23 protein-coding genes are annotated in these 23,030 nt (G+C 71.1%); 6 read left to right on the top strand and 17 right to left on the bottom strand.

Going from position 1 to position 23,030, the window contains the following annotated elements; genetic code table 11:
- Positions 1-512: 512 nt before the first annotated feature.
- The 4 genes from ACFCZ1_RS15780 to ACFCZ1_RS15795 all read right to left on the bottom strand — a co-directional run bounded on the left by ACFCZ1_RS15780 (position 513) and on the right by ACFCZ1_RS15795 (position 5,531).
- Positions 513-986, bottom strand: a complete 474-nt coding sequence (locus ACFCZ1_RS15780) for a DNA starvation/stationary phase protection protein (protein ID WP_376678841.1) — start codon at positions 984-986, stop codon at positions 513-515.
- Between the two features lie 189 nt (positions 987-1,175).
- Positions 1,176-1,634: a hypothetical protein gene (locus ACFCZ1_RS15785; protein ID WP_376678842.1), complete on the bottom strand. Its 459-nt coding sequence runs from the start codon at positions 1,632-1,634 to the stop codon at positions 1,176-1,178.
- A 410-nt stretch (positions 1,635-2,044) separates the two neighbouring features.
- The gene (locus ACFCZ1_RS15790) at positions 2,045-3,382 is read right to left on the bottom strand and encodes a class I SAM-dependent RNA methyltransferase (RefSeq protein WP_376678843.1); all 1,338 of its coding nucleotides are present in this window, start codon (positions 3,380-3,382) and stop codon (positions 2,045-2,047) included.
- A gap of 100 nt (positions 3,383-3,482) precedes the next feature.
- Entirely contained in the window at positions 3,483-5,531 is a 2,049-nt protein-coding gene (locus ACFCZ1_RS15795) for an APC family permease (RefSeq protein WP_376678844.1), read from the bottom strand.
- Positions 5,532-5,728: 197 nt separating this feature from the next.
- Between ACFCZ1_RS15795 and ACFCZ1_RS15800 the strand changes: the two genes are divergently transcribed.
- Both ACFCZ1_RS15800 and ACFCZ1_RS15805 read left to right on the top strand, forming a co-directional pair.
- Entirely contained in the window at positions 5,729-6,397 is a 669-nt protein-coding gene (locus tag ACFCZ1_RS15800; protein ID WP_266614489.1) for a TrkA family potassium uptake protein, read from the top strand.
- Positions 6,394-7,056, top strand: coding sequence for a TrkA family potassium uptake protein (locus ACFCZ1_RS15805; RefSeq protein ID WP_328928088.1), 663 nt, complete (start codon positions 6,394-6,396; stop codon positions 7,054-7,056). Before ACFCZ1_RS15800 ends, ACFCZ1_RS15805 begins: the two co-directional genes overlap by 4 nt.
- A 138-nt stretch (positions 7,057-7,194) precedes the next feature.
- Here ACFCZ1_RS15805 and ACFCZ1_RS15810 read toward each other — a convergent pair whose 3' ends face one another.
- The 7 genes from ACFCZ1_RS15810 to ACFCZ1_RS15840 form a co-directional block, all read right to left on the bottom strand.
- Positions 7,195-7,917: a DUF3159 domain-containing protein gene (locus ACFCZ1_RS15810; protein ID WP_376678845.1), complete on the bottom strand. Its 723-nt coding sequence runs from the start codon at positions 7,915-7,917 to the stop codon at positions 7,195-7,197.
- Positions 7,918-7,920: 3 nt separating this feature from the next.
- Positions 7,921-8,340, bottom strand: a complete 420-nt coding sequence (locus ACFCZ1_RS15815; protein ID WP_376678846.1) for an OB-fold nucleic acid binding domain-containing protein — start codon at positions 8,338-8,340, stop codon at positions 7,921-7,923.
- Between the two features lie 24 nt (positions 8,341-8,364).
- Positions 8,365-9,051: a response regulator gene (locus tag ACFCZ1_RS15820; protein WP_376678847.1), complete on the bottom strand. Its 687-nt coding sequence runs from the start codon at positions 9,049-9,051 to the stop codon at positions 8,365-8,367.
- Positions 9,048-11,657, bottom strand: a complete 2,610-nt coding sequence (locus ACFCZ1_RS15825; protein ID WP_376678848.1) for an ATP-binding protein — start codon at positions 11,655-11,657, stop codon at positions 9,048-9,050. The genes ACFCZ1_RS15820 and ACFCZ1_RS15825 overlap by 4 nt, the downstream gene beginning before the upstream one ends.
- 184 nt (positions 11,658-11,841) lie before the next feature.
- Complete coding sequence (locus ACFCZ1_RS15830) at positions 11,842-12,630, bottom strand: DUF3710 domain-containing protein (RefSeq protein WP_376678849.1); 789 nt, start codon at positions 12,628-12,630, stop codon at positions 11,842-11,844.
- 1 nt (position 12,631) lies between these two features.
- Positions 12,632-13,168 (bottom strand): dUTP diphosphatase, encoded by a 537-nt coding sequence (gene dut, locus ACFCZ1_RS15835; RefSeq protein ID WP_376678850.1) that lies wholly within the window; start codon positions 13,166-13,168, stop codon positions 12,632-12,634.
- Entirely contained in the window at positions 13,168-13,752 is a 585-nt protein-coding gene (locus ACFCZ1_RS15840) for a PaaI family thioesterase (protein ID WP_376678851.1), read from the bottom strand. Before ACFCZ1_RS15840 ends, dut begins: the two co-directional genes overlap by 1 nt.
- Before the next feature lie 58 nt (positions 13,753-13,810).
- Between ACFCZ1_RS15840 and ACFCZ1_RS15845 the strand changes: the two genes are divergently transcribed.
- A complete protein-coding gene (locus ACFCZ1_RS15845) occupies positions 13,811-14,275 on the top strand; it encodes a DUF3093 domain-containing protein (RefSeq protein WP_376678852.1) in 465 nt (154 codons plus the stop codon).
- A gap of 3 nt (positions 14,276-14,278) precedes the next feature.
- On the opposite strand, the gene ACFCZ1_RS15850 is transcribed toward ACFCZ1_RS15845, so the two are convergent.
- The 4 genes from ACFCZ1_RS15850 to ACFCZ1_RS15865 form a co-directional block, all read right to left on the bottom strand.
- Positions 14,279-15,223 carry a hypothetical protein gene (locus ACFCZ1_RS15850; protein WP_376678853.1) on the bottom strand — a complete coding sequence of 315 codons (945 nt, stop codon included), beginning with the start codon at positions 15,221-15,223 and terminating at the stop codon, positions 14,279-14,281.
- 12 nt (positions 15,224-15,235) lie between these two features.
- Complete coding sequence (locus ACFCZ1_RS15855) at positions 15,236-15,532, bottom strand: DUF4193 domain-containing protein (protein WP_030036261.1); 297 nt, start codon at positions 15,530-15,532, stop codon at positions 15,236-15,238.
- Between the two features lie 383 nt (positions 15,533-15,915).
- Entirely contained in the window at positions 15,916-17,160 is a 1,245-nt protein-coding gene (locus ACFCZ1_RS15860; protein ID WP_376678854.1) for a sensor histidine kinase, read from the bottom strand.
- 5 nt (positions 17,161-17,165) lie between these two features.
- Complete coding sequence (locus tag ACFCZ1_RS15865) at positions 17,166-17,819, bottom strand: response regulator transcription factor (RefSeq protein ID WP_030008767.1); 654 nt, start codon at positions 17,817-17,819, stop codon at positions 17,166-17,168.
- Positions 17,820-18,066: 247 nt separating this feature from the next.
- Here ACFCZ1_RS15865 and ACFCZ1_RS15870 point away from each other — a divergent pair, with 247 nt between their 5' ends.
- Positions 18,067-18,240, top strand: coding sequence for a hypothetical protein (locus tag ACFCZ1_RS15870; protein WP_376678855.1), 174 nt, complete (start codon positions 18,067-18,069; stop codon positions 18,238-18,240).
- Positions 18,241-18,315: 75 nt separating this feature from the next.
- On the opposite strand, the gene ACFCZ1_RS15875 is transcribed toward ACFCZ1_RS15870, so the two are convergent.
- On the bottom strand, positions 18,316-19,119 hold the full coding sequence (locus ACFCZ1_RS15875) for an inositol monophosphatase family protein (protein ID WP_376678856.1): 804 nt from the start codon (positions 19,117-19,119) through the stop codon (positions 18,316-18,318).
- Between the two features lie 44 nt (positions 19,120-19,163).
- Positions 19,164-20,324, bottom strand: a complete 1,161-nt coding sequence (locus ACFCZ1_RS15880) for a ferrochelatase (RefSeq protein ID WP_376678857.1) — start codon at positions 20,322-20,324, stop codon at positions 19,164-19,166.
- 173 nt (positions 20,325-20,497) lie between these two features.
- On the opposite strand from ACFCZ1_RS15880, the gene ACFCZ1_RS15885 reads away from it, so the two are divergent.
- Positions 20,498-21,751 carry an MFS transporter gene (locus ACFCZ1_RS15885; RefSeq protein ID WP_376678858.1) on the top strand — a complete coding sequence of 418 codons (1,254 nt, stop codon included), beginning with the start codon at positions 20,498-20,500 and terminating at the stop codon, positions 21,749-21,751.
- Positions 21,705-23,030: a D-arabinono-1,4-lactone oxidase gene (locus ACFCZ1_RS15890; protein WP_376678859.1), complete on the top strand. Its 1,326-nt coding sequence runs from the start codon at positions 21,705-21,707 to the stop codon at positions 23,028-23,030. The genes ACFCZ1_RS15885 and ACFCZ1_RS15890 overlap by 47 nt, the downstream gene beginning before the upstream one ends.

Below are 23,030 nucleotides of genomic sequence, written 5' to 3' on the forward strand. Positions count from 1 at the left end.
TCCTCCACGGTCCGCGTCGCCGCCGGACGGGTCCTGACGTCACCGTCCCGTCCGGTGCCGCTGAAACCCGGAGAGTCCTGTCTCACGACGATGGCGCATGCACTCGTCAGGCACTACTGCCGGGGTCCACCCACCTGGTGGGGATCGTGAACCGCCCCGGAGGGTTCTTCAGGGAAAGCCCGTTGCGGCAGGAGCGGCACCGGGACAAGCTGTGTGCCGGCCGCGGAAACGGGTGGCCGGTGCCGGTGCGAGGTACTGGCTGGTGTTCGCCGACCGGCTTCCGGCCGTGCTCGTCCAGCTCCTCCGCAAGACCACGCGTGGGATGCGGGCCCCCAGGCCTTTCGCGATCACCGAGCTCCGCCTCGCCCAAGCAGGACCGCTCGGCTTCTTGGCGACAGCTCCTCGGGTCGCCGTTCTCATCCGGCGGCCGGCCCGTCCCCTGCGGATACCGCACGCCTCCGGTGACACAGCAGTCGGCGGTCACCCCCTCCGACAGCACGAGTCCAACCTCGTCAGGTCCTGTTCTCCGCCTGGAACATCCAGCTCTGCTTCTCCAGTTCGGCCGTCAGTCCGATGAGGAGATCCTGGCTCACAGCGTCCACCGGACCAGTCTCCTCGATCCGCTCCCGCACCCTCCCGATGACCGCGGAGAACGTACGGACCAGGGCGTCGACAGCGTCGCCGTCCTTCGTCCAGCCTGACGGGAAGGCAGGCACGCCGCTGGTGTCCGCGATGGTGACCGCCCGTCCGTCCGGGCTCACTCCCAGCGCAGCCGCGCGTTCGGCCACCGTGTCCGCGTGGTCGCGTGCGATCGAGGCAACCTCGTCGAGCTGGACGTGGATAGATCGAAAACGCGGGCCGTACAGGTTCCAGTGCGCCTGCTTGGCCACCAGGGACAGGTCGAGCAGGTCGACCAGGGTCGCTTGGAGGGCCGCGCCGGCGATCTCGCGGTCGCCCTCCGGCAGCGGGCTGTTGATCATCGTCATAGGTCTGTGGTCCTTCGGGAATGGCGTTGGCATCCTGGCAAGGAGGCCTACGGGTTGCCGTCTAGATAAATCGGCCATCGCACGCACCCGCCTGGAGCTCCGATGGCCTCGACGCTATGTACGGCCGCGGGCCCCGATGGGTTCAGCTCCTCCGGCATACGGTCGTGCATGTCGCACGACGCCCGGTCATCACCGATGCTGGCGTCCTTGTGACGCCGGTTTCCCGCCCGGAACCGACCTGGACAGCGGTCGGGTGCGGCCTTCTCTGGACGCCAGCAGGGCCGGACATGCGGCCACTACGGAGAGCGCGGCGAGGGCCGCGAAGAGGTGAGGGCAGCCGCCGAGTGGGACGGCGAGGGCTGCGCTTGCCGAGGGAGCAAGGGCTGCTGCGATGTGGGCGGGTGCGCTGAGGAGGGCGGAGAGGCGGCCGTACTGGGTGGTGCCCCAGCGGTCGGTGACGGCGGTGGCCTGGAGGAGGGTGAGGTTGCCGCGTACGACTCCTGCGAGGATCGCGAGGACGACCAGCAGGGGCAGCGGGCCCGGGATGAAGCCCAGTGAGGCGGTAGTCGCGCCGCCCAGGGCTATGCGTTGGAGGGCGGGGCCGGTGGCGCGGGGGGCCAGGGCGCACGCAGGACGGAGCCGAGGCATGGATCGCCTGGGCCGCCGACCACGTGGAGCGCCTGAACCCGCTCAACGGGACGCTCCGCCTGCCCGACACTCCCGAACCTCGCGCTAGCGACCTGCATCCGTTCCTGCACGGATGGAACCCCTACGGTCCCGGCTACTAGTCGCGAGCCCCCGAATTATCACAGAACGTAATCGGAGAGAGGAGATGGAGTGCGGGTCTGACACCGACCGGATCGGTCGCCCACTGCCGGAAAGAGCGCCCCCCACAGCAAGATCACGACCTACTGCGAGACGCACCCTTCCACGCCTGACGGCTCGTCAGGCATCGCCGACAGTGTGCGTCAAACGTGCGTCACGAGCGTCGAATCAGCGTCAAGATATCGCCCACAACACCCACAGCGCACATAATGCACACTGCCCTAACCCGCAGGTCAGAGGCCCTTTGCAACGGGCTCAAGGATCGCGACGCACTCGACATGATGGGTCATCGGGAACAGGTCGAAAACGCGCAGCGTGCGGACCTTGTAGCCGTTCTCCTTGAAGTAGCCCAGGTCGCGGGCGAGCGCCGCCGGGTCGCAGGCCACGTACGCGATGCGGCGGGCGGACAGGCCCGCGATGTGGCGGACCGTCTGCTTGCCGGCGCCCGCGCGGGGCGGGTCCAGGACGACCAGGTCGCACTCGGTGATCCCGGTCTTCGGCAGGATCTGCTCGACCTTGCCCTGCTCGATCCGGACGCGCGGGAAGTCCTCCAGGTTGTGCCGGGCGTCCTCGACGGCGCGCTTCGTGGACTCGATGCCGAGCACCGCGCCCGTCTCCCCGAGTCGCTCGGCCAGCGCGCCCGCGAAGATGCCGACCCCGCAGTAGAGGTCGAGCGCCATCTCGCCCTTGCGCGGCATCAGGCCCTGCATGACCGCCTTGATCAGCGTGTCGGCGGCCTGCGGGTGGACCTGCCAGAAGCCGCCCATGCCCACGCGGTAGGTACGGCCGTCCGCGCGCTCCCGTACGAAGGGGCGGCCGTGGACGCGGTGGACCCCGCCGTCCTTCTCCTCGACGCGCAGCACCGAGACCGGCTTGTCCAGCTCGACGAGCGGAAGACGGCCGCCGGGCCGCGGGGTCAGAACGACCTGGCGGTCGTTCGAGCCGGAGGCCGCGATGGCCTCGACGGTGGCCATCTGCGGCCAGTCCTGCTTCTCGATGCCGAGCTCGCTGACGCCGGGCGCCGCGATCATGCAGTGGTCGATCGGCTCGATGTCGTGCGAGCGGTGCTTGCGCAGGCCGACGGTGCCGTCCTCGTCGATGGCGAACTGCACGCGGGTGCGCCACTGCGGGACCTGCCCGGCGGGCAGCTTGTCGCCCTCGGCCGGCATGACGGTGCCGTCCCAGCCGGCCTCCTCCGGGGTGAGGCCCGCGAGCCGCTTCAGCTGCTCGGCGACGACCTCGCCCTTGAGCCGGCGCTGGGCGCCGGGCTTGGCGTGCTGCCAGTCGCAGCCGCCGCACTTGCCGGGGCCGGCGTACGGGCAGGGCGCCTCGACGCGGTCCTTGGAGGCCTCCAGCACGGTGATCGCGTCGGCGCGCAGGAAGCGGGAGTCCACGTCGCCCTCGGTGATCTTCGCGACGACCTTCTCGCCCGGCAGGGTGTGGCGGACGAACAGCACCCGGCCCTCGGCGGTGCGGGCGATGCAGTGGCCGCCGTGCGCGACGGGGCCGACCTCGACCTCGTACTCCTCCCCGACCAGTGACTGCTTCTCGTTCTGCTCGGCGCTCGTCATGGTGGGGAGACTCCAAAAAACTGAAAAGGGGAACGGCCGGACGACCGACCCACCAGTTTACGTGGATCTCGTCCGGCCGTTCGCCAACCCTCTCCCGCCGCTACTTCGGCGTGGGGTCCTTCGGGCGCGGGGCGTCCACCGGTCCGCGGCGCACCGCTCCGGGGGCGTTCCACTCCGCCCGCTTCTTCGCCCGCTTCTTCGCGAGCTCCGAGGACTGCAGCTGGTAGGGCACCGAGGTGACCATGACGCCGGGGGTGAACAGGAGCCGGCCCTTGAGCCGCAGCGCGCTCTGGTTGTGCAGCAGGTGCTCGTACCACCGGCCGACGACGTACTCGGGGATGTACACGCTGACCGCGTCGCGCGGGTTCTCGGTGCGCAGCCCCTTCACGTACTCGACCACGGGGCGGGTGATCTCCCGGTACGGCGAGTCGAGGATCTTCAGCGGGACGTTGATCCCGCGCCGCTCCCACTCCTCCTTGAGGGCCTTGGTCTCGGCCTCGTCCACGTTGACGCTGAGCGCCTCCAGCCGGTTGGCGTGCAGCAGCTTGGCGTAGGCGAGGGCCCGCAGGGTGGGCTTGTGGAGCTTGGAGACCAGGACGACGGAGTGCACCCGCGAGGGGCGTACGTACTCGTCGGGGCGCTCCTCGGCGGCGGCGATCTCGGTGGACACCCGGTCGTAGTGCTTGCGGATCGCCGTCATCGTGCCGTAGAAGATCACCATGCCGAGCAGGGCGACCCAGGCTCCGTGGGTGAACTTGGTGGCGAGGACGACGACCAGCACGAGGCCGGTGAAGAAGGCTCCGAAGGCGTTGATCGCGCGCGAGCGGATCATGTGGCGGCGCTTGGCGGGGTCCTTCTCGGCCTTCAGGTGACGGTTCCAGTGCCGGACCATGCCGGTCTGGCTGAGCGTGAACGAGACGAAGACGCCGACGATGTAGAGCTGGATCAGCTTCGTCGAGTCGGCCCCGTAGAGCCAGGTGAGGAGCGCGGCGGCGCCCGCGAGCAGCACGATGCCGTTGGAGAAGGCGAGCCGGTCGCCGCGGGTGTGCAGCTGGCGCGGCAGGTAGCGGTCCTGGGCGAGGATCGAGCCGAGCAGCGGGAAGCCGTTGTACGCCGTGTTCGCGGCGAGGAACAGCACGAGCGCGGTGGCCGCGGCCAGCATGATGAAGAGGAACGAGCCGTCGCCGAACACCGCCTCGGCCACCTGGGAGATCACCGGGTTCTGGACGTACTCGGGGCCGACCGGGGTGCCGTTCACCAGCAGGTCCGCGGCGGGGTTCTCGGCCATCCTGACGTCGGTGGCCATGGCCAGGCCGATGATGCCGCAGAACATGGTCACGGCCAGGGCGCCCATCAGGGCCAGCGTCGCCGCCGCGTTCTTGCTCTTGGGCTTGCGGAAGGCGGGTACGCCGTTGCTGATCGCCTCCACGCCGGTCAGGGCGGCACAGCCGGAGGAGAAGGCGCGCAGGAGCAGGAAGACCAGTGCGAACCCGGCCAGTCCCTCGTGTTCCGCCTTGATCTCGAAATCGGCGGTCGGCGCCTTCATCGTCTCGTCGAGGACGAGGCCTTGCCAGGCACCCCACACGATCATGATGAATACGCCCGCGACGAAGACGTAGGTCGGAATCGCGAAGAGCTTGCCCGATTCCTTCATGCCGCGCAGATTCATCAGCGTGAGCAGAAGGATCATCCCGACGGCGCAGAACACCTTGTGCTCGACCACGAAGGGAACCGCCGAGCCCAGGTTCTCGACGCCCGAGGCGATCGACACGGCGACGGTCAGGACGTAGTCGACGAGCAGCGCGCTCGCGACGGTGAGACCCGCCTTGGGCCCCAGGTTGGTGTTGGCGACCTCGTAGTCGCCGCCGCCGCTGGGGTAGGCGTGGACGTTCTGGCGGTAGGAGGCGACGACGGTGAACATCAGCACCACGACCGCGACCGCGATCCACGGGCTGAATCGGTACGCGGACACGCCCGCGATCGACAGGACCAGCAGAACCTCGCCCGGGGCGTATGCCACGGAGGAGAGCGGGTCGGACGCGAAGACGGGGAGGGCGATCCGCTTGGGAAGGAGAGTTTCTCCGAGGCGGTCGCTGCGTAGCGCCCGGCCGATCAGGATCCGTTTGGGCACGTCGGTCAGTTTGGACACGCAGAGGATCGTAAGCGTTCGAAATCCGGCTGACGAACCCCCCACCCCTTCCCGCCGCAATTCACCACCGACTGCACACCAAGAGGTCACACTGGTGACCGCCCGTGTGTAGCTTGGGCCATGGTCTGAGACCCTGTTAAGCCAGAGCATGCAATAAGGCTGGGAACCAGCGAGCGCTGACAGCCGGAAGGACGGCCGTGCACATCGTCATCATGGGCTGCGGAAGAGTGGGCTCCGCCCTCGCGCAGACCCTGGAACAGCAGGGGCATACGGTCGCTGTCGTCGACCAGGACCCCACCGCATTCCGTCGGCTGGGAGCCGGATTCGGCGGCCGCCGTGTCACCGGGGTCGGCTTCGACCAGGACACTCTGCGCGAGGCGGGAATCGAGGAGGCGGGAGCCTTCGCGGCGGTCAGCAGCGGTGACAATTCCAACATCATCGCCGCGCGTGTCGCCCGTGAGATGTTCGGCGTCGAGAACGTCGCAGCCCGCATCTACGACCCCAAGCGCGCCGAGGTCTACCAGCGCCTCGGCATTCCGACGGTCGCCACGGTGCGCTGGACCGCCGACCAGATGCTGCGCCGGCTGCTGCCCTCGGGTGCCGAGCCGCTGTGGCGCGACCCGAGCGGCGGCGTACAGCTCGCCGAGGTGCACACCTCCGCCGCCTGGATAGGCCACAAGGTCAGCCAGCTCCAGGAGGAGACCGGCGTCCGTGTCGCCTTTCTCACCCGACTGGGCGAAGCCATGCTGCCCACGTCGGCGACGGTCCTGCAGGAGGGCGACCTCGTCCACGTGATGATGCGCACGGACGAGATCGACAAGGTCGAGGCGGCCTTCGCCGAGGGGCCTGAGGAGGCACACGCATGAGGGTCGCGATCGCCGGAGCGGGCGCGGTAGGACGCTCCATCGCGGGCGAACTGCTCGAGAACGGCCACGAGGTGCTCCTGGTCGACAAGGCCCCGACCGCCATCTCGGTGGAACGGGTGCCGCAGGCCGAGTGGCTGCTGGCCGACGCCTGCGAGATCACCTCGCTGGACGAGGCGGCGCTGCAGCGCTGCAACGTGGTCATCGCGGCGACCGGTGACGACAAGGTCAACCTCGTCGTGTCGCTGCTCGCCAAGACCGAGTACGGGGTCCCGCGCGTGGTGGCCCGCGTCAACAACCCGAAGAACGAGTGGCTCTTCAACGAGTCCTGGGGCGTCGACGTCGCGGTCTCCACGCCGCGCCTGATGTCGGCACTGGTCGAGGAGGCCGTCAGCGTCGGCGACCTGGTCCGGCTGCTGCGCTTCAGCCACGGCGACGCCAACCTCGTCGAGCTGACCCTGCCGGCCGACTCCTCGGTCGCGGGCACCCAGATCAGCGAGATCACCTGGCCCGAGGACACCTCGCTGGTCACCATCATCCGCGGCAACCGGGTCCTCACCCCGCACGCGGAGGAGACCCTGGAACCCGGCGACGAGCTCCTCTTCGTGGCCGCCCAGGCCCGCGAGGAACAGCTGGAGGACCTCCTCCAGGCCCGTCGCTGACGAAGCCCCGTCGCTGAGGAAGCCCCGTCGCCGGGGAAGCCGAGGCACGTCGAAGGGGGCGGGGTGACCATCCGGTCGCCCCGCCCCCTTCGCGTCACGGCCCGCGCCGCCCCTCGGCGGGGCAGCGGCGCAAGCGGCTCAGACCCCGCGCTTCCCGGCGGCTTCGGCGGCCTCCTTGGCCTCCCACTCCGCGATCACGTCGATCGGCGGGGGCGCCTTCGCCAGGAACACCCACGTGAAGTACACGGCGAGCACCATCGGCGGCAGCTTCAGCGCGATCAGCACCCAGCCCAGCTGCGTCGCGTCACCCCACCAGTACAGCGGGAAGAGGATCGCGTACTTGGCGAGGAAGATCAGCCCCCAGGCCAGGCTGGCCTTGACGTAGGCCTTCTTGCGTCCGGGGTTGCGGGTGCGCCAGGACAGGTTCTCCTTGAACACCGGGCCCAGGATCACGCCCAGCAGCGGGAAGCCCACGAGCGCCGAGACCGTGAAGGCCACGCCCAGGCCGACGCCGTAGATCATGCCCGGCAGGTAGAAGCCCTTCGCGCTGCCCGTGAACAGGGCGAAGGCCACGCCCACACCCACGCCGAAGACCCCGCTGAAGGCGTGCTTGACCGTGTCTTTGCGCAGCAGCCGCACGATCACCAGCAGGACCGCGACGGCGCCCGCCGCGATGGCGGACAGCTTCACGTCCTTGTTGATCGTGTAGATCATGACGAAGAGCAGCCCGGGGAGCATCGTCTCCACGGTGCCCCTGATGCCGCCGAAGGCGTCGAAGAGCGCCGCCTGCGTCACCGCCTTCTGGTCCTCGGCGGAACCGGGGGCGGGGTCTGGGGTGGTCGGTTTGTCGAGTGACGTCACCGGTCAGTGCTCCTGTCCGAGCGGTCGGAGTTCGTACTTCGGGTTGAACAGCACCCGACGGCCGTGGGTCATGGAGATCCGCCCGGAGGCGATCATGCGCCGGCCGGGCTCGATTCCCACGATCGAGCGACGCCCGAGCCAGACCACGTCCAGTGCGGCCGAGCCGTCGAACAGCTCCGCCTCCAGGGCGGGAACGCCCGCACGCGGCCGCAGGGTGACGGTCCGCAGGGTTCCGGTCACCTTGACTATCTGGCGGTCGTGGCAGTCGCAGATCCGCGTGCACCCCGCGGCTTCTGCGTCCTCCTGCAGCTCCGCCGAATGCAGCTCCTCCTGCGAGGAGGACAGCCGCTCTATCATCCGGCGGAACCGGCCCGCCTGCCTGGCAGGCTTCGCGGGCTTCTCGGGACGCGGTTCAGCACTCATACAGGAAGCGTACCGGCGCCCCCGCTACCTCTCGAAGCGGTATCCCATGCCCGGTTCGGTGATGAAGTGCCGGGGGTGCGAGGGGTCCGCCTCCAGTTTGCGGCGCAGCTGCGCCACGTAGACCCGCAGGTAGTTCGTCTCCGTGCCGTACGAGGGCCCCCAGACCTCCTGGAGCAGCTGCTTCTGGCTGACCAGCTTGCCGCTGTTGCGGACCAGGACCTCCAGCAGGTGCCACTCGGTGGGCGTGAGCCGTACGTCGCCTCCCCCGCGCACGGCCTTCTTGGCGGCGAGGTCCACGGTGAAGCCCTCGGTCTCCACCACCACCTCGTCCTCGCCGGAGCCCGCGGCCGGCTCGGCCCGGCGGACGGCGGCGCGCAGCCGGGCCAGCAGCTCGTCCATGCCGAAGGGCTTGGTGACGTAGTCGTCGGCGCCCGCGTCCAGTGCCTCCACCTTCTCGTCGGAGGTGTGGCGGGCGGAGAGGACCAGGATCGGCACCCGGGTCCAGCCGCGCAGGCCCTTGATCACCTCGATGCCGTCCATGTCGGGCAGGCCGAGGTCGAGGAGGACCACGTCGGGGTGGCGGGCCGCCGCGAGTTCCAGGGCGCTCGTCCCGTCGGCGGCCGCGTCGACCTCGTACTTGCGTGCCTTCAGATTGATCACGAGGGCTCGGACGATCTGCGGCTCGTCTTCCACCACGAGCACCCGGGTCATTGAGGTCCTGCCTTCTGTCGTATCCGTCGGACCGGGTCACTTTCGTGATCACGTTCCGCCATGTCGGCACCGGATGCGGTGTCCGCACCGGTGTTGCGGCCTTTCCGGGCGGCCGCGCGCAGGGTGAGCACCATGGTCAGCCCGCCGCCTGGGGTGTCCTCGGCGGTCAGGGTGCCGTCCATGGCCTCGGCGAAGCCCCTGGCGACCGCGAGGCCGAGGCCCACCCCCGACCCGCGCGGCGCGTCCCCGTACCGCTGGAAGGGCGCGAAGATCCGGTCCTTGGCCTCCTCGGGCACGCCGGGCCCGCGGTCGACGACCCGTACCTCGACCCGGTCGCCCAGGAAGCTGGCCGCCACCTGCACCCGCTCCCCCGCCGGGCTGTACTTCACGGCGTTCTCCACCACGTTGGCCACGGCCCGCTCCAGCAGACCCGGGTCCACCGCCACGATCGGCAGCGTCTCGGGCACGTCCAGCACGACGCTGTCCTCGGGTACGCCGCCCAGCGCCATCGGGATCACCTCGTCGAGGCCGATCTCCCGGATCAGCGGGGTGACGGTGCCGGTCTGCAGCCGGGACATGTCGAGCAGGTTGCCCACCAGGTGGTCGAGCCGGTCGGCACCGCCCTCGATGCCTTCCAGGAGCTCGGCCCGGTCCTCGTCGGACCAGTCCACGTCGTCGGAGCGCAAGGACGTCACGGAGGCCTTGATGGAGGCCAGCGGAGTACGCAGGTCATGGCTGACGGCGGCCAGCAGCGCCGTCCGGATCCGGTTGCCCTCGGCCAGCCGGCGGGCCTCCTCGGCCTCCCCGACCAGCCGCTGCCGGTCCAGCATCACGGCGGCCTGGGCGGCGAAGGCGCCGAGCACCCGGCGGTCCTCGGCGGGCAGCACCCGCCCGGACAGGGCCAGCGCCATGTGGTCGCCGACGGGCATGTCCACATCGCCGTCCTCGGGCCGGGCGGCGGGGTTCGGGCCGACGCTGCCGGCCCGCTTCCACGGCTCGGTGTCGTCGGACCGCTCCAGCAGGGCCACGGACTCCATGGCGAAGGTCTCGCGCACCCGCTCCAGCAGCGCGTTCAGCGTCGTCTCCCCGCGCAGCACGCTCCCGGCGAGGAAGGACAGGATCTCGGACTCGGCGCGCAGCCGCGCGGCCTGGTGGGTGCGCCGGGCGGCCACGCCGACCACCGAGGCCACCGCGACGGCCACGCCGAAGAAGACGGCGACGGCGACGATGTTCTTCGGGTCGGCGATGGTCCACAGGTGCAGCGGCGGTACGAAGAAGTAGTTCAGCAGCAGCGAGCCCAGGGCGGCCGAGGCGAGGGCCGGCCAGAGCCCTCCCAGCAGCGCGGACGCCACCGTCAGCGCGAGGAAGATCAGCATGTCGTTGGCCAGCCCGAGGTCCGCGTCGACGTGCGTGAGCAGCAGGCAGAGCAGCACCGGGAAGGCCACGCCCACCACCCAGCCGGCCACGGTCCGGGGCCGCCCCAGCCGGGCCGCCGAGCGGACCACGGGCAGCCCGCGCCCCCTGGCCGCGTGCTCGTGCGTGACGATGTGGACGTCGAGGTCGGGCCCCGAGTCGCGGGCGACGGTGGCGCCGACCCCGGGGCCGAACACGTACTGCCAGGCCTTGCGGCGGCTGGAGCCGAGCACGATCTGGGTGGCGTTGACCCCCCGGGCGAAGGCGAGCAGCGCCTCGGGGACGTTGTCGCCGATCACATGATGAAACGTTCCGCCCAGGTCCTCGACCAGGGTCCGCTGGACCGCGAGCTCCTTCGGCGAGGCAGCGGTCAGCCCGTCGCCGCGGGCGATGTAGACGGCCAGGACCTCGCTGCCCGAGCCCTTGGCCGCCATCCGGGCGGCGCGGCGGATGAGCGTGCGCCCCTCCGGGCCGCCCGTGAGCCCGACGACGATCCGCTCCCGTGCCTGCCAGGTGGAGCGGATGCCGTGCTCGCCCCGGTACTGCTGCAGGTACTCGTCGGCCCGGTCGGCCACCCAGAGCAGCGCGAGTTCGCGCAGCGCGGTCAGGTTGCCCGGGCGGAAGTAGTTGGCCAGGGCGGCGTCGACCTTGTCGGGCCGGTAGACGTTCCCGTGCGCCATCCGCCGCCGCAGCGCCTGCGGGGACATGTCGACGAGCTCGATCTGGTCGGCGCGCCGGACCACCTCGTCCGGCACGGTCTCCCGCTGCCGCACCCCGGTGATCGACTCGACCACGTCCCCGAGCGACTCCAGGTGCTGGATGTTGACGGTCGACACGACGTCGATGCCGGCCCGCAGCAGCTCCTCGACGTCCTGCCAGCGCTTGGCGTTGCGCGAGCCCGGCACGTTGGTGTGGGCGAGCTCGTCCACGAGCGCGATGGCGGGCCGGCGGGCGAGGAGCGCGTCCACGTCCATCTCGGTGAACGCCGCGCCGCGGTACGTCAGCTCCCTGCGCCGCACCTGCTCCAGCCCGTGCAGCATGACCTCGGTGCGCGGCCGCCCGTGGTGCTCGACGAAGCCGACGACGCAGTCGGCGCCCCGCTCCACCCTGCGGTGGCCCTCGGAGAGCATCGCGTAGGTCTTGCCCACACCGGGTGCCGCGCCGAGATAGATCCGTAGCCTGCCGCGTCCCATGCGCCCATTCTCGGGGACACCGGCCGGGTCCACGCACCGATGGGGGCCCGGACGCCCATCCCTGACGGATCCCTGACGCGTGTCCTGCCCGGGGGCGCGAAAGCCGGTGGGCCCCACCCCGAAGGAGTGGGGCCCACCGGCCGAAAACACACCACTGCCCCCGCGCGCGGGGGTGACACCTCGGTCAGCGGACCTCGGTGATCTCCGGGCCGCGCTCCAGCTGGCCCATGCCGCCGCCGAAGCGGGAGCCTTCCTGGTCCTCCGTCTGCACGCCGTCCGGCACCATCTGGGCATCGTTCGGCAGCTTCAGGACGATCGGGTCGCGGGGGGCCATCGGGCCGTCGCCGCGGACCACGACGGTGTCGCGGAGGATCTGCTCGAGGACACCCGCCGACTCGGGGCGCACCGCGCCCTGGCCGGAGATGACACCGCGCAGGAACCAGCGCGGACCGTCGACGCCGACGAAACGGACCAGCTGCGCGCCGGTCTGCCCGTCGGGGAGCGGTACGGGAACCTGCGCACGCAGCTCCCAGCCCAGCGGCCCCTCGGCCTCGTCGATGATGCCGCCCTGCTGGGTGATGCCCGCGGCGATCTCCTCGCGGACCTCGCCCCAGATGCCTTCCTTGCGCGGCGCGGCGAAGGCCTGCAGCTGTACGGCACTGTCGCCCAGGACGACGGTCGCGGCGACGATCGCGTCACCGGCGACCTCGACCCGCAGCTCCATGCCCTCGACACCGGGTACGAGGATGCCGCCCAGGTCCACCCGGCCGTCGGCCGGGTCGCCGAGCACCTCGGAGATGTCCCAGGGGCCGTCGGGCCGCGGGGCCGGAGGCAGGTTCACGCGGCGCGGCTCGGCGTCGGGTTCCCCTGCGCCGTCCTGCTCGCCGGCGTCCAGGCCGGACACGCGGCCATCGACCTGCTCGGCCGCGCCGCCGTCCTTGGCGGAGTCGTTCTTCTTGCGACGTCCGAACACGTCACTGTCCTTCCCGGTCGGTTACGACCGAAGCGTAGCCATTCCCACCCTGCTGACCAGCGCCGGATCCGGCCACGGCCGCATGACCGCCGGTGGAGCCGAAACCCCCCTCGGCCCGGGCCGAGCCGGGAAGTTCCGCCACCTCGTGGAAGCGCACCTTCTCGACCCGCTGGACAACCAGCTGGGCAATGCGGTCGAAACGCTCGAACCGGACGCTCTCGCGAGGGTCGAGATTGACCACGATCACCTTGATCTCCCCACGGTACCCGGCATCCACCGTCCCCGGGGCATTCACGAGCGCGAGCCCGCAGCGGGCGGCCAGCCCGGACCGCGGGTGCACGAAGGCCGCGTACCCGTCGGGCAGGGCGATGGCCACGCCGGTGGGCAGCACGGCCCGCTCGCCGGGCGCCAGCTCGGCGGCCTCGGTGGTCACCAGGTCGCAGCCCGCGTCGCCCGGGTGGCCGTAGGCGGGGAGGGGCACCTCGGGGTCGACGCGGCGGATCAGCACGTCGACCGGGGCGTTGTCGTTCAGGGACATCAGGGGTTCACCTCGAAGGCGCGTGCGCGCCTGACCTGGTCCGGGTCGGCCATCGCCGCCTGGATCTCCTCGGGCCGACCGTTGTCGATGAAGTGGTCGACCTTCACCTCGATGAACAGCGCGTCCGCGCGCACGGCGACCGGGCCCTGCGGCCCGCCTATGCGCCCGACCGCACTGCAGTAGATCTTCCGCCCGGCGACGGCGGTCACCTCGGCCTCCAGGTACAGCACGGTGTCCACCGGCACGGGCCGCACGAAGTCGGTCTCCAGCCGCCCGGTCACCGCGATGACGCGCAGCAGCCAGTTCAGCGAGCCGAGCGTCTCGTCGAGCGCGGTGGCGAGCACGCCGCCGTGCGCGAGGCCGGGGGCACCCTGGTGCGCCGGCTTGACGGTGAACTCGGCGGTGACGCGCACGCCCTCGCCCGCACGGGCCTCCAGGTGGAGTCCGTGCGACTGGCCCCCGCCACAGCCGAAGCAGTGCTCGTAGTGCGCGCCGAGGAGTTCGCCGGGTGCCGGGGCATCGGGGTGCCGGACCGGCGCGGTCGCGTCGGCCGGGGGCGTCAACGCTGTGTTTCGTCCACTCACAGCCGCAGACCTTACCCGCGCGGCTACCCACCGGTCGCCCCGTGGCAGGCTTGACCACATGCAGCTCTCCCCCGCGCACCACGACGAACGTCTGACCGCCCCCCGCTCGTGGTGGGCCATCGCCGTACTGACCGGGCTCGCGTGCGCGGTCATGCTGCTGCCGCTGGGCACGCTGCCGCTGCTGGCCGGACTGGTCGGGGGCACCGCGCTGGCCGGACTGCTGGTGAGTTCGTACGGCTCCGCGCGCGTGCGCGTGGTGAACGGCGCGCTGGCGGTCGGGGACGCGCGGATCCCGGTGACGGCCCTGGGGGACCCGGAGATCCTGGACGCCGAGGAGGCGCGCGCCTGGCGCACGTACAAGGCCGACACCCGCGCCTTCATGCTGATGCGCAGCTACGTGCCGACCGCGGTCCGCGTCGAGGTGACCGACCCGGCCGACCCGACCCCGTACGTGTACGTCTCCACCCGCGAGCCGCAGGCCCTGGTCGCCGCCCTTCGCGCCGCGCGCGGGCAGACGGCCTGACCCTCAGCCCTCACCCTGGGGATCCAGGCCCTCGAGTGCGGCCCTGGTGACCTCGGGAAGGGGCTGGGTGGGCTGCTCAAGGGGCGGGAGCTGCTGAAGGGCCTCCCATGCCACGGCCCGGGTCCGCAGGTCTCCACGGACCTTCTCTGCGACTTTCCGGGTGTCGCGGCGGTTCATCACCGCGCCGACGGCCGCGCCCACCATGAAGGGCATGAGGTTGGGGAGGTTGCGGAACATCCGCTTCATGATCTGCTGGCGCAGTTCGCGCTTCATCTGACCGCCGAGCGCCGCGTTCAGCGTCGTCGGCTTGGTCAGGTCGATACCGCGCTCCTCGGTCCACGCGGTCAGGTAGGCGAAGCTGCGCTGCCGCAGGGTGCCGGGCGGGCGCTGGCCATAGACCTCGTGGAGCTCGGCGACGAGCTTCAGCTCGATCGCCGCGACGGCGGTGATCTCCGCGGCCAGTTCGGCCGGCATGGCGGGCGGTACCGGCAGCATGGCCGCCGCTCCGATGCCCGCGCCGACGGTGGACGTGGCGTTGGCGGCACCGAAGATCAGCTTGTCGGCAAGCTGATCGGGGCCGAGGCCCGGGAACTGCGCGCGCAGGGTCGCGAGGTCCCGTACCGGAACGCGCGGTGCGTTCTCGATGATCCGGTCGGCGATGTGCAGGGCGGCGCTCCTGACGCCTTCGCCGCCCTTGCGTACACCCTGGCGCACACCGCTCTTGAAGGCTTCCAGCCGACGAGCCCGGGACCGCTGCCCGGCCTCCTCGTCGGCCTGTGTGGCCGACGGCACCGCTGGGGCGGTGTCGGCGGGCACGACGGCGGTCCCTGTGGCGGAGCCGCCGGGGGCTCCAGGACCCGTCTCCGGGCCCATGGTTCCCACCTGCGTCTCCGCCGGATCACCAGATTTCCGGAAGCGGCGCTTCCGAAAGGGTGTCGAGCCAGCCACGGCCGACGCCTCTCAGTCGCAGTCGCGACAGATCGGCTGACCGTTCTTCTCGCGTGCCAGCTGGCTGCGGTGGTGCACCAGGAAGCAGCTCATGCAGGTGAACTCGTCGGCCTGCTTGGGCAGGACCCGGACGGCCAGCTCCTCATTGGAGAGGTCCGCACCGGGAAGCTCCAGGCTTTCGGCCGAGTCGAACTCGTCCATGTCGACCGACGAGGACGACTTCTCGTTACGCCGAGCCTTCAGCTCTTCGATGCTGTCGTTGTCGACGTCGTCGTCCGTCTTGCGTGGGGTGTCGTAGTCCGTTGCCATGTGTTCGCTCTCCCCCTCTGGGTGTTAGCGGTGTCTCAGCGCACGTAACGCGCGAGAGGCCGGACTTGTGCCCGACCTGAGGCGGAGATTTTGCCTCACATCAAGGTCTGTTACTCAATCGACACCCAGCCGCGCGCCTCGAGAGCGATTGGCTGGGATGACGACCGGGACCGTACACGGTCCGGGGGCCGTCTTGCACAAACGCCACCCCGTCTATTTCCCGCCATCCAGGGGGCCGGAAACCCGGACTTCCCGGGCGTTCCGGCCGCCAAGGGGTCACAGAACGCACATGGGCTGACACCGGGCCATGTGATCGATCACACAGACGCGATTGTTTTCACATGGCAAGCATTCAGCCAAAAGCGAACACGGGGGTGAGGGGCTCACAAGGGAAGAGTGACACGCATCACGAGGCCACCGCCTTCCCGGGGGGTCGCCTGGATCCTTCCGCCGTGCGCGCGGGCCACGGAGCGCGCGATGGAGAGGCCGAGCCCGACGCCCTTGTCGCTGCCCGTCCGCTCCGTGCGCAGCCGCCTGAACGGCTCGAACAGATTGTCCACCTCGTACGCGGGAACCACGGGACCCGTGTTCGATACCACGAGGACCGCCTCGCCGTGCTGGGCCTCGGTGGTGACCTCCACCCAGCCGTCCTCCGGCACGTTGTACCGCACGGCGTTCTGGACCAGGTTCAGGGCGATCCGCTCCAGCAGGACGCCGTTGCCCTGGACGACGGCCGGGGCGCGCTCGCCGCGGATCTCCACGCCCTTCGCCTCGGCCTCCCCGCGCGCCTGGTCGAGGGCGCGCGAGGCCACCTCCGCCAGGTCCACGGGCTTGCGCTCGACGATCTGGTTCTCGCTGCGGGCCAGCAGCAGCAGGCCCTCGACCAGCTGCTCGCTGCGCTCGTTGGTGGCGAGCAGCGTCTTCCCGAGCTGCTGGAGCTCCACCGGAGCCCCGGGGTCGGACAGGTGCACCTCCAGCAGGGTCCGGTTGATCGCCAGCGGGGTGCGCAGCTCGTGCGAGGCGTTCGCGACGAACCTCTGCTGGGCCGTGAAGGCCCGCTCCAGCCGGTCGAGCATCTCGTCGAAGGTGTCGGCGAGCTCCTTGAGCTCGTCGTCCGGCCCGTCCAGCTCGATCCGCCGGGTCAGGTCGGAGCCCACCACGCGGCGGGCGGTCCGGGTGATCTTGCCCAGCGGCGAGAGCACGCGGCCGGCCATCGCGTAGCCGAAGGCGAAGGCGATGATGCTCAGCCCCAGCAGGGCCATCAGCGAGCGGCTCAGCAGGTCGTCCAGCGCGTGGCGGCGCTGCTCCAGCGCACACGCCTTCATCGCCGAGTTGAACTGGTCGTACGACTGGTTGATGCTCACCACGGGGCAGGTGGGGCTGGTGACCTTGACGTTCTGGCCGCCGACGATCTCGTACATGAGCGCGTTGCCCTCGCGCAGGGCCTGCGCCGCCAGCAGGTAGATGATCGACAGCAGCAGAATGCCCGCGATCAGGAACATCCCGCCGTAGAGCAGCGTGAGGCGTATCCGGATCGTCGGCCGCAGCCAAGGGAAGGGACCCTCGGGCTGGCCGGGGTCCCAGGTCGGTTTCGGAGGCGCCGCAGGTGGCGCCGGACTCGTTGCCACCCGCGTCAGATCCGGTACCCGGAGCCAGGCACGGTCACGATGACCGGCGGCTCCCCCAGCTTGCGCCGCAGGGTCATGACCGTCACCCGCACCACGTTGGTGAAGGGGTCGGTGTTCTCGTCCCATGCCTTCTCCAGCAGCTGCTCGGCGGAAACGACGGTCCCCTCGCTGCGCATGAGCACCTCCAGCACCGCGAACTCCTTCGGCGCCAGCTGCACCTCCTTGCCCTCGCGGAACACCTCACGCCGGTTCGGGTCCAGCTTGATGCCGGCCCGCTCCAGTACGGGCGGCAGCGCGACGGTGGTGCGCCGCCCGAGCGCCCGCACGCGGGCCGTCAGCTCGGTGAAGGCGAAGGGCTTCGGCAGGTAGTCGTCCGCCCCCAGTTCCAGCCCCTCCACGCGGTCGCTGACGTCGCCGGAGGCGGTCAGCATCAGCACGCGGGTGGGCATGCCGAGCTCGACGATCTTCCGGCAGACGTCGTCACCGTGCACGAGCGGGAGGTCCCGGTCGAGCACGACCACGTCGTAGTCGTTGACTCCGACGCGCTCCAGGGCGGCGGCGCCGTCGTACACGACGTCCACTGCCATGGCCTCCCGGCGCAGCCCGGTGGCCACCGCATCGGCGAGCAGCTGCTCGTCCTCGACGACGAGTACGCGCACGTCGTTTCCTTCCTCAGGGCCCGGCAGGGCACACGTGTGTTGCGTCGTCCATCCTGCCCGTTTCGGCCGTAAACCGGCTGTAAGGCGACGCTCACAGGGAGGCGGACGGGGCGGGAGTGAGGATTACCTCGGCTCACGAGGTTTCTGGGACCGGGGTGCCGGGGAGGACGTCTCCACACCCCATCCACTCCCTGACGGCGGACTGCCACGTGCCGCCGCCGACCCACGAAGAGGGGGCGAACCCACCATGGACGCATTCACCGCGGGTCTCCTGCAGCGCATCAGGGCCACGCAGTCGGACCTCAGGATGGCCCGCGAGGCGGGCGACGACTTCCTCGCGGAAGTGGAACTGGCGGAGCTGGAAGACCTCCAGCGCCTCGCCGCCGAGCACGGGGTCCCCGTGTCCGTCAGCGCCGCCTGACCCTGCACCCCGAACCCCGGCCGCCGTCACCCGGCGGCCGGGGTTCCCTCATTCCACGACGGCACCGCCGCGGCGTCAGTCGTGCCAGGCCCCGGCCTCGTCCAGCAGCGGCTGGAGGGAGGCGAAGACCGCCGGGGTGGCCGCCAGGGCCAGCTCCCCCGAGGCCCGCTCGCCGGGGCGCCCCCCGGTCACGGCCCCGGCCTCCCGGGCGATCAGCTCACCCGCGGCCAGGTCCCACGGGTTCAGCCCCCGCTCGTAGTACCCGTCCAGCCGCCCGGCGGCCACGTCGCACAGGTCCAGCGCCGCCGACCCGCCCCGCCGGATGTCCCGTACCACCGGGATGATCCCTGCCACGACCTCGGCCTGGTGGGCCCGCCGGGCCTGGACGTACGCGAAGCCGGTCCCGAGCAGCGCCTGGTCCAGCGGCGCCGCCGCCCGGCAGGCGAGCCGCGCCGTACCGAGCCACGCCCCGCCGCCGAGCACCGCGTGGTACGTCTCGCCGCGCATCGGCGCCGCCACGACGCCCACGACGGTCTCGCCCCGGTACTCGGCCGCGATGGACACGCCCCAGCTCGGGAGGCCGTACAGGTAGTTCACGGTCCCGTCCAGCGGGTCGACGACCCACCGCACCCCGCTCGTCCCGGGGGTGTCCGCGCCCTCCTCGCCCAGCAGTCCGTCCGCGGGCCGCCGCTCGGCGAGGATGCCCGTGATCAGCTTCTCGGCCGCGATGTCCATCTCGGTCACCACGTCGATCGGGCTGCTCTTCGTCGCGGCCACCGCCAGATCGGCCGGCCTGCCGTCGCGCAGGAGCGCCCCGGCCTGCCGGGCGGCCCGCAGGCCCACGTCCAGCAGTTCGGCCTTCAGCTCTTCGGAAATCACGGTCCACTCCTCAGCGGGGTACGGCCTCAGCGGGGTGCGGGGCCTCAATGGGGGTAGGGGCTGTCGGCGCCCGCGGCCGCCGGCCGGGGTGACCGCGCCGGGCAGCAGCCCACGGCGCACAGGTCGTGGCTCGCGCCCAGCAGCCCCAGCGCGCACCGCTCGACGGACTCGCCCCGTTCGGCCGCGGCCCGCTCCAGCACGAGTTCGCGTACGGCCGCGGCGAACCGCGGGTCGGCACCGACCGTGGCCGACCGGGCGACCGGCAGCCCCAGCTCCGCGGCCTTCGCCGTCGCCTCCGTGTCGAGGTCGTACAGGACCTCCATGTGGTCCGAGACGAAACCGATCGGCACCATCACCGCCGCCGGCGCTCCCGCCCCGTGGAGGGCCTCCAGGTGGTCGCAGATGTCCGGCTCCAGCCACGGGATGTGCGGGGCGCCGCTGCGCGACTGGTAGACGAGCTCCCAGGGCCGATCGGTGCCCGTCTCGGCGCGCACGGCTTCCGCGATGACCCGTGCGACGTCCAGGTGCTGCCTGACGTACGCGCCGCCCTCGCCGTGCCCGGTGTGCTCCCCGACCGGTCCCGAGGTGTCGGCGCCCGCGGTCGGGATGGAGTGCGTGGTGAAGACCAGGTGCGCTCCGGCACGTACCTCCGGCGCCAGCCCGGCCAGCGAGGCGAGCACCCCGTCGATCATCGGCCGCACGAAGCCCGGGTGGTTGAAGTAGTGCCGCAGCTTGTCCACGCGCGGCAGCTCCGTCACCCCCTCCCCGGCGAGCGCGGCCAGTGCGTCGGCGAGGTTCTCGCGGTACTGCCTGCAGCCCGAGTACGAGGCGTACGCGCTGGTCGCGAGAACGGCGATGCGGCGGCGCCCGTCGGCGGCCATCTCGCGCAGCACGTCGGTCAGGTACGGGGCCCAGTTGCGGTTGCCCCAGTAGACCGGCAGGTCCAGCCCGTGCTCGGCGAAGTCCTTGCGCAGCGCGTCCAGCAGTTCGCGGTTCTGCCCGTTGATCGGGCTGACCCCGCCGAAGCCGAAGTAGTGCTGCCCGACCTCCCGCAGCCGCTCGCGCGGGATGCCGCGCCCGCGCGTGACGTTCTCCAGGAACGGCACGACGTCGTCGGGTCCCTCGGGACCCCCGAAGGAGAGCAGCAGGAGGGCGTCGTACGGGGCGGCGGGCCCGCCGGCGGGCGGACGGAGCTGGTCTGACATGGATCGAATCCTGCCACCCGGCCTCCGCGCGCGGGAACCGCCCCGGCCGGGACCCGGCCGGGCATCACAGGTAAGGTGACCCTAAGTTTCCTTGTCCGGGATCTTTCCCCGTGCGGGTGCCCGGTCGGCAGTCGTAACCTGTACGAGCCGATGACGTCCCTTACGGAGAGCCGTTGCCCAGTCCCTACCGCGCGATCTTCGCGGCCCCCGGAAGCAAGGCCTTCAGCGCGGCCGGCCTCATAGGCCGGCTCCCGATCTCCATGGTCGGGGTCGGCATCCTCACGATGATCTCCGAGATCACCGGCCGGTACGCGATGGCCAGCGCGCTCACCGGCACCCTCGCCCTCGCCGCAGCGGTCCTCGGCCCGCAGGTCTCCCGCCTGGTGGACCAGTACGGCCAGCGGCGGGTCCTGCGCCCCGCGACGGCGGTCTCGGTGGCCTCGGTGGCCGTGCTGCTGGTGGCCGCCGCGAGCGGGTGGCCCGACTGGACGCTGTTCGTGTGCGCCGCGATCGCGGGCTGCGTACCGAGCGTGGGCTCGATGGTCCGCGCCCGCTGGACCGTCATCTACCGCGAGTCCCCGCGCGAGCTCCACACCGCGTACTCCTTCGAGTCCGTGATCGACGAGGTCTGCTTCATCTTCGGCCCGATCATCGCCATCATGCTGTCCACCGTCTGGTTCCCCGAGGCCGGACCCCTGATCGCCGCCGTCTGCCTGTTCGCCGGCGTCTGGCTGCTCACCGCGCAGTGCGCCACCGAGCCCGCGCCGCACCCGCGCGACGAACACACGGACCGCACCTCGGCCCTCCGCTCCCCCGGCCTGCAGGTGCTGACGGCCACCTTCGTGGCGACCGGCTCGATCTTCGGCTCCATCGACGTGTCCACCCTGGCCTTCGCCGAGGAACAGGGCCACAAGCCCTACGCCAGCTACGTCCTGGCCATCTGGGCCCTCGGGTCCTGTATCGCCGGAATCGTCTTCGGCCTGCTCCATCTCAAGGGCCGGACCGAACACAGGTGGGTACTGGGCATATGTGCGATGGCCGTGAGTATGATCCCCCTCCTACTGGCCGGGAACCTTCCGTTTCTGGCCGTGGCGCTCTTCGTCTCGGGCCTCGCCATCGCTCCCACGATGATCACCACGATGGCCCTGATCGAGGCGCACGTACCACGCGCGAAGCTGACCGAGGGCATGACCTGGATCAGCACCGGCCTCGCGGTCGGCGTCGCGATCGGCTCCTCCGTGACCGGACTGGTCATCGACGCGGCCGGCGCGCAGCGCGGGTACGTCGTCTCCATCGCGTCGGGGGTGGCCGCGGCGGCGGTGGCGTTCGCGGGTTACCGCCGGCTGACGAGGCCGGCGCAAGGGGAGGAGCCAGCTAGCGATGGGGACGGCGACAGCAGGGAAGAACAGCCAGACCACGTGGCGTAACTGGGCGGGCAACGTGTCCGCCCGGCCCGCACGCGTGGTGACCCCGGCCTCGGTCGGGGAGCTCCAGGAGGCGGTCCGCCGGGCCGCCGGACAGGGACTTCGGGTGAAGGCGGTCGGCACCGGCCACTCCTTCACCGCGGCCGCCGCCACCGACGGGGTGCTCGTACGCCCGCAGGCGCTGGCCGGGATCACCTCGATCGACCGCGAGGCCGGCACCGTCACGGTGGCGGCGGGCACGGTCCTGAAGGACCTGAACGTGGCCCTGGCCCGGGAGGGCCTGTCGCTCACGAACATGGGCGACATCATGGAGCAGACGGTCTCCGGCGCCACCAGCACGGGCACCCACGGCACCGGCCGCGACTCGGCCTCCATCGCCGCCCAGATCCGCGGCCTGGAACTGGTCACCGCCGACGGCCGGCTGCTCACGTGCTCCGATAAGGAGAACCCCGAGGTGTTCGCGGCGGCCCGGCTGGGCATCGGCGCGCTGGGCATCGTCACCTCGATCACCTTCGCCGTGGAGCCGCTCTTCTTCCTGACCGCCCGTGAGGAGCCCATGGGCTTCGACCGGGTGACGGCCGAGTTCGACCAGCACTTCGCGGAGAACGAGCACTTCGAGTTCTACTGGTTCCCGCACACCGGCAACTGCAACACCAAGCGGAACAACCGCAGCCAGGGCCCCGCCGCCCCGCCCGGACCGGTGAGCGCCTGGATCGAGGACGAGCTGCTGTCCAACGGCGTCTTCCAGGCGGTCAACTCGCTGGGCCGCGCGGTCCCGGCCACCATCCCCGCCATCGCCCGCGTGGCCAGCCGCGCCCTGTCGGCGCGCACCTACACGGACATCCCGTACAAGGTGTTCACCAGTCCGCGCCGGGTGCGGTTCGTGGAGATGGAGTACGCGCTGCCGCGCGAGCGGGTGGTCGAGGCGCTGCGGGAGCTGCGGGCCGTGGTCGACCGCTCCGGGATGCGGATCAGCTTCCCGGTCGAGGTGCGAACGGCCCCCGCGGACGACATCACGCTGTCGACGGCCTCGGGCCGGGATACGGCGTACATCGCGGTGCACATGTACCGGGGCACCCCCTACCAGGCGTACTTCACGGCGGCCGAGCGCATTTTCACCGCGCTCGACGGCCGGCCGCACTGGGGCAAGGTGCACACGCGGGACGCGGAGTACCTCGCCCGGGTCTATCCGCGGTTCGCCGAGTTCACCGCGCTCCGCGACCGGCTGGACCCGGACCGGGTGTTCGGCAACGACTACGTGCGGCGCGTGCTGGGCGAGTGA

The organism is Streptomyces sp. NPDC056224 (assembly GCF_042267665.1).
Taxonomy (GTDB): domain Bacteria; phylum Actinomycetota; class Actinomycetes; order Streptomycetales; family Streptomycetaceae; genus Streptomyces.

Coding starts and splice junctions, on each gene's coding strand:
- ACFCZ1_RS15805 (WP_328928088.1), top strand. CDS start 6,394: ATGAGGGTCGCGATCGCCGGAGCGGGCGCGGTAGGACGCTCCATCGCG.
- dut (WP_376678850.1), bottom strand. CDS start 13,168: ATGTCCCTGAACGACAACGCCCCGGTCGACGTGCTGATCCGCCGCGTC.
- ACFCZ1_RS15820 (WP_376678847.1), bottom strand. CDS start 9,051: ATGACCCGGGTGCTCGTGGTGGAAGACGAGCCGCAGATCGTCCGAGCC.
- ACFCZ1_RS15790 (WP_376678843.1), bottom strand. CDS start 3,382: ATGACGAGCGCCGAGCAGAACGAGAAGCAGTCACTGGTCGGGGAGGAG.
- ACFCZ1_RS15780 (WP_376678841.1), bottom strand. CDS start 986: ATGACGATGATCAACAGCCCGCTGCCGGAGGGCGACCGCGAGATCGCC.
- ACFCZ1_RS15870 (WP_376678855.1), top strand. CDS start 18,067: ATGGACGCATTCACCGCGGGTCTCCTGCAGCGCATCAGGGCCACGCAG.
- ACFCZ1_RS15880 (WP_376678857.1), bottom strand. CDS start 20,324: ATGTCAGACCAGCTCCGTCCGCCCGCCGGCGGGCCCGCCGCCCCGTAC.
- ACFCZ1_RS15825 (WP_376678848.1), bottom strand. CDS start 11,657: ATGGGACGCGGCAGGCTACGGATCTATCTCGGCGCGGCACCCGGTGTG.
- ACFCZ1_RS15815 (WP_376678846.1), bottom strand. CDS start 8,340: ATGAGTGCTGAACCGCGTCCCGAGAAGCCCGCGAAGCCTGCCAGGCAG.
- ACFCZ1_RS15855 (WP_030036261.1), bottom strand. CDS start 15,532: ATGGCAACGGACTACGACACCCCACGCAAGACGGACGACGACGTCGAC.
- ACFCZ1_RS15890 (WP_376678859.1), top strand. CDS start 21,705: ATGGGGACGGCGACAGCAGGGAAGAACAGCCAGACCACGTGGCGTAAC.
- ACFCZ1_RS15845 (WP_376678852.1), top strand. CDS start 13,811: ATGCAGCTCTCCCCCGCGCACCACGACGAACGTCTGACCGCCCCCCGC.
- ACFCZ1_RS15785 (WP_376678842.1), bottom strand. CDS start 1,634: ATGCCTCGGCTCCGTCCTGCGTGCGCCCTGGCCCCCCGCGCCACCGGC.